The 9,410-nt window shown below is 68.1% G+C and carries 10 protein-coding genes; 5 read left to right on the forward strand and 5 right to left on the reverse strand.

What is annotated here, in order from left to right:
* Together VML93_RS14150 and VML93_RS14155 are read right to left on the reverse strand one after the other, a co-directional pair.
* A partial coding sequence (locus tag VML93_RS14150; RefSeq protein WP_325611493.1) for a lipase family protein occupies positions 1–1,227 on the reverse strand: 1,227 nt, incomplete at its 3' end.
* A gap of 114 nt (positions 1,228–1,341) precedes the next feature.
* A complete protein-coding gene (locus VML93_RS14155; protein WP_325611494.1) occupies positions 1,342–1,986 on the reverse strand; it encodes a TetR/AcrR family transcriptional regulator in 645 nt (214 codons plus the stop codon).
* A 91-nt stretch (positions 1,987–2,077) separates the two neighbouring features.
* On the opposite strand from VML93_RS14155, the gene VML93_RS14160 reads away from it, so the two are divergent.
* The gene (locus tag VML93_RS14160) at positions 2,078–2,884 is read left to right on the forward strand and encodes an SDR family oxidoreductase (protein ID WP_325611495.1); all 807 of its coding nucleotides are present in this window, start codon (positions 2,078–2,080) and stop codon (positions 2,882–2,884) included.
* Here VML93_RS14160 and VML93_RS14165 read toward each other — a convergent pair.
* Positions 2,853–3,572 (reverse strand): NUDIX hydrolase, encoded by a 720-nt coding sequence (locus VML93_RS14165; RefSeq protein ID WP_325611497.1) that lies wholly within the window; start codon positions 3,570–3,572, stop codon positions 2,853–2,855. The two genes, VML93_RS14160 and VML93_RS14165, sit on opposite strands and share 32 nt — an antisense overlap.
* 48 nt (positions 3,573–3,620) lie before the next feature.
* Between VML93_RS14165 and nadA the strand changes: the two genes are divergently transcribed.
* Genes nadA through nadC form a run of 3 tightly spaced genes read left to right on the forward strand, consistent with a single transcriptional unit; the run spans position 3,621 to position 7,098 of the window.
* Positions 3,621–4,670, forward strand: a complete 1,050-nt coding sequence (gene nadA, locus VML93_RS14170) for a quinolinate synthase NadA (protein ID WP_325611498.1) — start codon at positions 3,621–3,623, stop codon at positions 4,668–4,670.
* Positions 4,667–6,241 carry an L-aspartate oxidase gene (locus VML93_RS14175; RefSeq protein ID WP_325611500.1) on the forward strand — a complete coding sequence of 525 codons (1,575 nt, stop codon included), beginning with the start codon at positions 4,667–4,669 and terminating at the stop codon, positions 6,239–6,241. Before nadA ends, VML93_RS14175 begins: the two co-directional genes overlap by 4 nt.
* A 2-nt stretch (positions 6,242–6,243) precedes the next feature.
* Entirely contained in the window at positions 6,244–7,098 is an 855-nt protein-coding gene (gene nadC, locus VML93_RS14180; protein ID WP_325611502.1) for a carboxylating nicotinate-nucleotide diphosphorylase, read from the forward strand.
* 4 nt (positions 7,099–7,102) lie between these two features.
* On the opposite strand, the gene VML93_RS14185 is transcribed toward nadC, so the two are convergent.
* The gene (locus VML93_RS14185) at positions 7,103–7,813 is read right to left on the reverse strand and encodes a trimeric intracellular cation channel family protein (protein WP_325611504.1); all 711 of its coding nucleotides are present in this window, start codon (positions 7,811–7,813) and stop codon (positions 7,103–7,105) included.
* A gap of 28 nt (positions 7,814–7,841) precedes the next feature.
* Positions 7,842–8,408, reverse strand: coding sequence for a TetR/AcrR family transcriptional regulator (locus VML93_RS14190; RefSeq protein ID WP_325611506.1), 567 nt, complete (start codon positions 8,406–8,408; stop codon positions 7,842–7,844).
* A 40-nt stretch (positions 8,409–8,448) separates the two neighbouring features.
* Between VML93_RS14190 and VML93_RS14195 the strand changes: the two genes are divergently transcribed.
* Positions 8,449–9,410, forward strand: a 962-nt coding sequence (locus tag VML93_RS14195; RefSeq protein WP_325611508.1) for an alcohol dehydrogenase catalytic domain-containing protein, incomplete at its 3' end; no start/stop codon positions are given.

A 9,410-nucleotide genomic window follows, 5' to 3' on the forward strand; every position in this document is an offset into this window, starting at 1 on the left:
GATCAGATGGTCGGTGATAGGGCGGCCGGCGAACCGGTCGGTGAGCCAGCGCAGCGCCATCGGAGCGGACAGCGGGTGCAGGAACATGTGCTCGTTGAAGGCGTCGCGGTGGTAGGTGACGTCCGCGCCGCCGGCCGAATAGGCGTCGGCCAGCGTGTCGATGTCGTTCACGTCGATGAGGTAGTCGTGGACGGCCTGCACGATCAAAACTGGCGGTGTCGGCACCGCGGCGCCGAGCCGGATGCTGTCGAAGACGTGCGCAATTTCTGGTCTCGAGAGGGTCGCTTCCAGCGGCTCGTCGAGGTAGTCGCCCATGTTCTTGCCGGCCATCCGGACGACCGCTTCCGCCGTCGTCATCTTTTCCAGCTCTTCGAGCAGGGTCTGGCCCTCTTCGTTGGTGTGCTCCTTGATCACCCGGTCCAGCTCGGGATAGGTGTGTGCCAGCGCGGCCACCACCAGCGCCGGCAATCCGGAGAACAACCCACCGTTGAGCCGGCGGAATGTGTTGCCCAAATCGCCGACGGGCGATCCCAGCACCCCCCCGGCGATGTCCAGCTCGGGGGCGTACTCGCCCACCATTTCAGCGGCCCACGCGCTGGCCAGCCCACCGCCGGAGTACCCCCATAGCCCGACCGGCGCCTCGGGGGACAGCGCGGTGCGTTCCGAGCTCAGGGCGGCTCGGATTCCGTCCAGCACCCGGTAGCCAGGCTCGAAGGGGGCACCCCACAGTCCGTGCAAACCCTCGTGGTCGGGTACCGAGACTGCCCATCCCTCGGCCAGGGCGGCGTTGACCAACAAAAGCTCCAGCTGAGCGATCGAACCGAGGGCCCTGGCCCGGCGCCGCAGCGCATAGGACGGGAAGCAGCGAGACGTCATCGCGTCGATCGCGCATTGGTACGACAGCAGCGGGCAGACCTCGCCCTCAGCACGCTCCGCAGGGAGGATGACGGTGGTCACCGTGGCCTCGGGCCTTCCGTTGAGGTCGGTGGTCCGGTACAGCAGCTGGGTGGCGGTAATGCGCTGCGGAACCAGGCCCAGGAAGGCCAGCTCGACGTCGCGCGAGCGCAGGACGGTGCCGGGCGCGGCATGCTGATAGCCGGGTGGGGGCTGGTAGAACGGGTCATCGGAAGGGAGGAGCGGGCGTACCCTGCGCTGCAGGTCTTCATGCGGCGGGCGGCCGATCCACTCCGCACCCGTCGCGCTGGCCAGATTGCCGAGCTCAACCATTGAGGCTCCCTTCGTGGGCCGGCCGCAGGTCTTTCGGCGCCCATCTCTTACCGATTTCTTACTCAATGTACCGGCGTCGGCGCAAACCACCGCGCACAAATGGCGTGTGGCCTGTCACAGGACCCTAGGGCATAGATAGGCCAAGACCATGGATTTCAGTAGTTCGGCGGCCGCGGTGAACGAGTCACCGGTGGCGCTGACGGTGTCGTGGATCGCCTTGAGCCCGTCGAACGCGCCGATCAGGACAGTCGCCGCGGTGGCGGGGTCGATGTCGTCGGGGCATTCGCCGAGAAGTTGGGCGTCGCGGATCAGCCCGCCGATCAAGTCGATCCAGCGCTGCATGAGGGTCGCGGCACTGGCGTGCGTGGACGGCAGTTCGGTGAGGTTGCGGTTGAGTTTGGAGATCGCCCAGGTGCTCGGGTCGTCGCTGTGCAGGGCGAGCATCGCCGGCAACAACGCCTCCAGCCGGGCGCGGCCGGGCGGGGTGTCGGCGAGCCTGCGTTCGACGTCGCTGATCCACGCCTGGTGTTTGGCCTCTAGCACGGCCACCCCCAGCGATTCCTTGCTGTCGAAGTGAAAGTAGACCGCTCCCTTGGTCATTCCGGTTGCGGCGACGAGCTCGCTCATGCGGGCCTTGTCGTACCCGACGTCGGCGAACACCGTGGCGGCTGCCTCGACGATGTGTCGGCGGGTGGAGGTGCCTTTGGCCGTCGGCCCGGGCGGTCGCCCAGGGGGGCGTGGGGCGGTGTCGGTGCTCAAGAAAGTTTCTCCTTGCCGAGACTGTGGCGAATGTCGCACACTGGTTAGAGTAAATAATACCGCATGGTTGGTTTTATTAAAGGAGCCCGCAATGTCAGACCTAGCCACATTCGCCGGGAAAACCGTCCTGATCACCGGAGCGTCGTCGGGTATCGGGCGCACTTTCGCGCACCGCCTGGCCGCCGCCGATGCGGAGTTGGTTCTGGTGGCTCGACGGGCCGACGCGCTGGCGCGGCTCGCCGAGACGCTGCGCGACCGCCACGGCGCGACGGTCCGCGTCATTCCGGCCGATCTGGCCCGCCCCGGTGCCGCCGCCGACCTGTATCGCACGCTGCTGGCGCAGGGGTTGGACATCGACGCGCTGATCAACAACGCCGGTATCGGTATCCACGGCGACCTCGCCGATGCGGATCTCGGGACCGTGACCGGCCAGATTCAACTCAACGTCACCACGGTGGCCGAATTGAGCAGCTTGGTACTGCCTGCGATGGTGGCTCGTGGCCATGGCGCCATCGTCAACATCGCCAGCACCGCGGCGTTTCAGCCCATCGCCCATATGGCCGTCTACGCCGCCACCAAGGCCTTCGTGCTGTCCTTCACCCGGGCGCTGTGGGCCGAAACGCGCCACACCGGAGTCGCGGTCTTGGCGGTAAGTCCCGGCGCCACCGACACCGAGTTCTTCCAGACCGCCGGCGAGGACGCCTCCGTGGGGACCCGCCGCAGCCCCGACGACGTGATCAACACCACCTTGCGTGCCCTGGCCCGGCGCCGGCCCAGCGTCGTCGACGGCCGGGTCAACGCCCTGGTCGCCGCGCTGGCACCGCGGCTGCCCGAACGACTCGCCATCGGTATCGCCGAACGCTCGGTCAGGTCTGCCCCGGCGGCCCTGGAGGTCTGAGCGCTGCGAACTCGTCGGTGACGCGCAGCTGGGAATCGGTGAATTGGTACAGGGCGGCCGGGCGTCCGCCGCTGCGGCCGGACGCGGCCACGGTGCCGGTTTGGCTGATCACCCCGCGCCGGGCCAGCACCCGCTGCAGATTAGTCGCGTCGACCTGGTAATCCAGCGCGGCACCGTAGATGTCGCGCAACGTCGAGAGGGCGAATTCCTTTGGTGCCAAGGCGAATCCGATGTTGGTGTAGGACATCTTGGCGCCCAGTCTGGCCCGGGCGTGAGTCACCATCGGGCCGTGGTCGAACGCCATCGGTGGCAGTGCGCTCACCGGATGCCAGCGGGTGTCGGGCGGGAGTTCGGGGGTCGCGGGGGAGGGCACCAGACCCAGGAAGGTCGATGCGATCATCCGGGTGCCCGGCACCCGGTATGGATCGGAGAACACGGCGAGCTGCTCGAGATGAGCCAGCTCTCGCAGGTCGACCTTCTCGGCCAGTTGGCGGCGAACCGAGGTGGTCATGTCTTCGTCGTTGCGCAGCCGCCCGCCCGGCAGCGACCAGGCACCGCGCTGAGGATCCTGGGCACGCTGCCATAACAGCACGTTCAGCTGAGGTTTTTCGGCTCGTGGGACCCCCGTAATCTGACGAACCTGGAACACGACCGCGAGCACTTCGTGCGAGGTGCTACCATTGAGCATGTTTTCGATTGTAAGTCGAAAACCTCCTGGCGCGAAAGGAGCGGACCAATGACGGTCCTGAACCGCACTGACCCGCTCGTCGATGATCTTGTGGCAGGCATCACCGACACGCCAACCGGCTACGTCGGGGTCGACGGTGACGAGCAGTGGGCCGCCGAGGTTCGCCGACTGGCCCGCGCGCGCAATGCCACCGTGCTGGCGCACAACTATCAGCTGCCCGCTATCCAGGACGTCGCCGACCATGTGGGCGATTCGCTGGCGCTGTCGCGGATTGCCGCCGACGCCACCGAGGACACCATCGTGTTCTGCGGGGTGCACTTCATGGCCGAGACCGCCAAAATCCTCAGCCCCGACAAGACCGTGCTCATTCCGGATCAGCGTGCCGGCTGCTCGCTGGCCGATTCGATCACGCCCGACGAACTGCGCGCCTGGAAGGACGAGCACCCCGACGCCGTCGTCGTCTCCTACGTCAACACCACCGCCGCGGTCAAGGCGCTCACCGACATCTGCTGCACCTCGTCAAACGCGGTCGACGTGGTCGCGTCGATCGACCCGGACCGTGAGGTGCTGTTCTGCCCGGACCAGTTCCTGGGTGCCCATGTCCGTCGGGTGACCGGCCGCAAAAACATCCACGTGTGGGCCGGCGAATGCCATGTGCACGCTGGGATCAACGGCGACGAGCTCACCGAGCAGGCCCGCGCGAACCCCGATGCCGAACTGTACGTGCATCCTGAATGTGGTTGCGCCACTTCGGCTTTATACCTAGCCGGTGAAGGCGCGTTCCCAGCGGACCGGGTGAAGATCCTGTCCACCGGCGGCATGCTGGATGCCGCGCACCAGACGCGTGCCCGCAAGGTCCTGGTCGCCACCGAGGTCGGCATGCTGCATCAGCTGCGCCGCGCCGCGCCCAACGTCGACTTCCGCGCCGTCAACGACCGTGCCTCGTGCAAATACATGAAGATGATCACCCCGGCGGCGCTGTTGCGGTGCCTGGTCGAGGGTGCCGACGAAGTCCACGTCCACCCGGATATCGCCGCGGCCGGCCGGCGCAGCGTTCAGCGGATGATCCAGATCGGCCAGCCCGGCGGTGGCGAATGACACCCGCTTGGATGGATACCGCCGACGTCGTCGTGATCGGCACCGGCGTCGGCGGGTTGGCCGCCGCACTGGCCGCCCATCGGGCCGGCCGCAAAGTCGTGGTGCTCAGCAAGGCGTGCGGGGTGACGGCGACACGCTATGCGCAGGGCGGGATAGCGGTTGTGCTGCCCGAGAACGATGACTCGGTGGACGCCCACGTAGCTGACACGCTGGCGGCGGGCGCGGGCATGTGCGATCCCGACGCGGTGTACTCGATCGTCGCCGACGGCTATCGGGCGGTCACCGAATTAGTCTGTGACGGAGCCCGATTCGACGAATCGGCACCTGGCCAGTGGGCGCTCACCCGAGAAGGCGGGCATTCCCGGCGTCGCATCGTGCACGCCGGCGGTGACGCGACCGGGGCCGAAGTCCAGCGCGCGCTCGACCACGCCGCCGAGATGCTGGACATCCGCACCAGCCACGTGGGCCTGCGAGTGCTGCACGACGGCAGCGCGGTGAACGGGGTGCTGGTGCTCAATCCGGACGGTTGCGGCGTGATTAGTGCGCCGTCGGTGATCCTGGCCACCGGCGGACTGGGGCACCTCTACACCGCGACCACCAATCCCGACGGTTCTACCGGCGACGGGATCGCCTTGGCGTTGTGGGCCGGGGTCGCGGTCAGCGATCTCGAGTTCATCCAGTTCCATCCGACCATGCTTGCCGCCGCTTCCAGTGGCAACGGAACCGGCGGCCGGCGCCCGCTGGTCACCGAGGCCATCCGCGGTGAAGGTGCGATTCTACTTGACCAGCAAGGTAATTCGATCATGACGGGCGTTCACCCGATGGGCGACCTGGCGCCGCGCGACGTCGTCGCGGGGGCCATCGACGCGCGGCTGCGGGCCACCGGCGATCCTTGTGCGTACCTCGACGCGCGCGGCATCGACGGCTTTGAATCGCGGTTCCCGACTGTCACCGCCGCGTGCCAGGCGGCGGGCATCGACCCTGTCCGGCAACCGATTCCGGTTGTTCCGGGGGCGCACTACAGCTGCGGCGGCGTGGTCACCGACGTGTACGGCCAGACCGAGTTGCCCGGGCTGTTCGCGGCGGGTGAGGTGGCGCGCACCGGGATGCATGGCGCAAACCGCTTGGCGTCCAACAGCTTGCTGGAAGGTTTGGTGGTCGGTGGTCGCGCCGGCAAAGCTGCGGCTGCCCACGCAGTGGCGGCCGGCGGTTCGCGCGCCACCCTGCCCGAGCCGATCAACCACACCGCGCCCGGGCGCGCTGAACTGCAACGCGCGATGAGCCGGGACGCCTCGGTGGTGCGCAACGCCGCCGGCCTGCACCGGCTGTCCGGCCGGCTCTCGACGGCGCAGGTTCGCCAGGTGACCAGCCGCCGTGATTTCGAGGACGTGGCGTTGACGTTGACCGCGCGGGCGGTGGCGGCCGCGGCTTCGGCCCGCACGGAGAGCCGGGGTTGCCACCACCGTGCCGAATACAACTGTGCTGCAACGGATCAGGCGCGCAGCATCGTGGTCCGGCTGGCCGATGACCGCAATGCGGTACGTGCGGAGGCGCTGGCGGCGGTGTGTTGACGATGCTGTCCGACTGCGAACTGTCGGCCGCCAGCGACACCATTCGGCGTGGTCTCAAAGAAGACCTGCGCTACGGGCCCGACATCACCACGATGGCGACGGTGCCGACTGGGGCGGTGGCCACCGCGTCGATGGTGCCCCGAGAGCCCGGAGTGGTCGCCGGGGTGGACATCGCGTTGTTGGTGCTGGACGAGGTGATCGGCGCCGACGGTTATGAGGTGCTGAGTCGTGTCGCCGACGGTGCCCGGTTGCAGCCGGGACAGCCGCTGTTGACGGTACGGGCAGAGGCCCGGGGCCTGCTGACCGCGGAGCGGACCATGCTGAACCTGATCTGCCACCTGTCGGGTATCGCCACCGTGACGGCGGCCTGGGTCGACGCCGTGCAGGGCACCAAGGCCAAGATCCGCGACACCCGCAAGACCCTGCCCGGCCTGCGTGCCCTGCAGAAATACGCGGTGCGGGTGGGCGGAGGGGTCAACCACCGGCTGGGCCTCGGCGACGCCGCCCTGATCAAGGACAACCATGTGGCGGCCGCGGGATCGGTGGTCCGGGCATTGCGGGCGGTGCGCGAGGCCGCACCCGATCTGCCGTGCGAGGTCGAGGTCGACTCGCTGGAGCAACTCGACGAGGTGCTGGCCGAGAAGCCCGAGCTGATCCTGCTGGACAACTTCCCGGTGTGGCAGACGCAGATGGCGGTGCAGCGCAGGGACTCTCGCGCGCCGGGCGTTCTGCTGGAGTCGTCCGGCGGACTCAGCCTGGACACCGCGGCCACTTATGCCGCGACCGGTGTGGACTACCTGGCGGTGGGCGCGCTGACCCACTCGGTGCGGGTGCTCGACATCGGCTTGGACATGTAACGGTTCATGGCTCCTCGGGCGTGGCCGGCGTCCGGTTCACCCGCACCCTGATTCTCGGCAACCGCTTGCCCTGGGGGCGCTCGACGTCGTATTCCCAGGCCAGCCCCTGCCACAGCTGCCAGCCGCGCCAGCGCGCGAGCAGGCACAGCGCGGCGCCGGTGGCGGTCGCAGCCATCGTGCCGACAGGCGCGTGGCCGCTGTAGTTGAACAGCACCGCCACCACGCTGGCTAGGACGGCGCAGGTGGCGTACAGCGTGTTGCCGCCGAAGATCTGCGGGGTCCGTCGGATGGTCAGGTCGCGTAGCGCTCCGCCGCCGACGGCGGTGATGGTGCCCAGCAGTACCGCCGGCAGCCAGCCCAGGCCGACGTCCAGGGTCTTCTGCGCGCCCGCGGCGGCCCAGCAACCCAACGCCAGGGCGTCGATCACGGGGAAGGTCGCGCTCCAGACCCGATCGTGTATGGGCGCCAGGAAGGCCACGATCGCCCCGGCGACCGCGGTGATCACATACAGGTAGTCGGTCAGCGCGACCGGCGGGCCGTGCTGCAGCAGGGTGTCTCGGATGAGTCCGCCGCCCAGGCCGGACAAAATGGCCAACACGACGAATCCGACGGGATCCATCCGTTGCTCGCGCGCCACAATTCCACCGAGCAATGCGTTGGCGAAGACCCCCGTGAGGTCGATCGCCCGGAGAAACTCACCGACCGTGTAGATCACACTCCGCAACGTTAATCAGGGGTCTTTGTCAGCCTCTCAGCAACAACCGGGCCGCGGGTTTGGCGGCGTCGAGCGCGGCGGGATCGCCCGCGATCCGCGACAGGATCAGCGCTCCCTCGATCAACGAGATCACCGACAGGGCAACCCTTTCCGCCTCATCGGCGGACCAGCCCTCCGAGGTCAGGCGCTCCGCGATCGCTGCGCTCCAGCCGTTGAAGACGCGCGCCGAGGCCGCGCGTACCTCGGCGCTGGCGTGCACCGACTCGGTGGCGATCGGCTCGATGGGGCAGCCGTCGCGGTGGTCACCGGCCAGCCCGGCGATCAGCACGTCGATCCAGCGGTCGACGATGTCGGCCACCGAGCGGTCGGTGGCCAGGAATCTGCGTAGTAGTTGCTCGATGCCGGTGCCGGCGGTGTCGACGACCGCGGCCGCCAACTGTTGTTTGCCCTGCGGGAAGTGGTGATACAACGAGCCGGCCTTCACGCCGGCCTCGTCGAGGATCTGGTTGAGGCCGGTCGCGGCGTAGCCCTGGCGGCGGAAGAGGGTGGCGGCCTTCTCGATCAGGGCCGCGCGACTGCGATCGGGTCTCGGCATGGTCTTGACAATACTTGAGTGATCACTCAAGAATGCTGAGATGAAGCAGTTGATGTTCGAAGACGCCGGGCGATACGACTGGCGCGAGGTCCCGGAACCTGAGATCACCGCGCCGCAGCAGGCACTGGTCCGGCCCCTGGCGGTGGCCTGTTGTGATCTGGACGTCACGGTGTGCGAGGGACGGTTGCCCATGCCGCCGGGACACGCGGTCGGCCACGAGGGGCTGGCCGAGGTGGTCGCCGTCGGCGACGAGGTGAGCGGCGTCCGGATGGGCGACCGGGTGGTGGTGCCTTTTCAGATCAGCTGCGGGACGTGCCGCGAATGCCGCCGCGGGCTGACGGGTTCATGCGGCTCGATGCCTTTGATGGCGACCTACGGCATGGCCCCGATTTCCGGCCTGGACGGCGGCGGCTTCATGTCCGATCTGGTGCTGGTGCCCTACGCCGACGCGATGCTGGTCCAGGTTCCCGACCACTTCGATCCCATTGCGATCGCATCCCTGTCGGACAACATTCCCGACGGTTGGCGCGCCGTCGCCCCCTTTGTCCCCGAGCTGGCCAGCCTCGACGAGGTCGATCGCCGCGTCCTGGTGGTCGGTCGATTGTCGATCGGGCTGTATGCGGCCGCATTCGCGGCTGCGCTGGGGGCTCACGTCGACTACGTCGACACCGACGCGCAGCGGCTGGCGGCCGCCGAGAAGCTCGGGGCAGTGGTCCACGACCGGGAGAAGCCGGACAAATCCTGGGACCCGTACCCCGTCACCGTCCACACCTCCGTCGACCCGGCGCGACTTGCCTCGACGCTGCGCGCGACCTGGCCAGACGGTGTGTGTACCGATACCGGGGTCTTCTTCCAGCCCAAGGTCGAGATGCCGTTGTTGTCGATGTACACCCGCGGTGTGAGGTTCGTCACTGGGCGGGTGAACGCGCGTGCTGTCATCCCGCATGTGCTCGAGTTGCTGTCCGACGGATTGGACCTGGCGCCGGCCGTCGACCGGGTCGT

It is taken from the genome of Mycobacterium sp. (assembly GCF_035499775.1).
Taxonomy (GTDB): Bacteria; Actinomycetota; Actinomycetes; order Mycobacteriales; family Mycobacteriaceae; genus Mycobacterium.

Excerpts from the sequence above, each read along its gene's own strand:
- VML93_RS14160 (WP_325611495.1), top strand. The coding sequence starts at position 2,078 with ATGTCAGACCTAGCCACATTCGCCGGGAAAACCGTCCTGATCACCGGA.
- VML93_RS14165 (WP_325611497.1), bottom strand. The coding sequence starts at position 3,572 with ATGCTCAATGGTAGCACCTCGCACGAAGTGCTCGCGGTCGTGTTCCAG.
- nadA (WP_325611498.1), top strand. The coding sequence starts at position 3,621 with ATGACGGTCCTGAACCGCACTGACCCGCTCGTCGATGATCTTGTGGCA.
- VML93_RS14175 (WP_325611500.1), top strand. The coding sequence starts at position 4,667 with ATGACACCCGCTTGGATGGATACCGCCGACGTCGTCGTGATCGGCACC.
- nadC (WP_325611502.1), top strand. The coding sequence starts at position 6,244 with ATGCTGTCCGACTGCGAACTGTCGGCCGCCAGCGACACCATTCGGCGT.
- VML93_RS14190 (WP_325611506.1), bottom strand. The coding sequence starts at position 8,408 with ATGCCGAGACCCGATCGCAGTCGCGCGGCCCTGATCGAGAAGGCCGCC.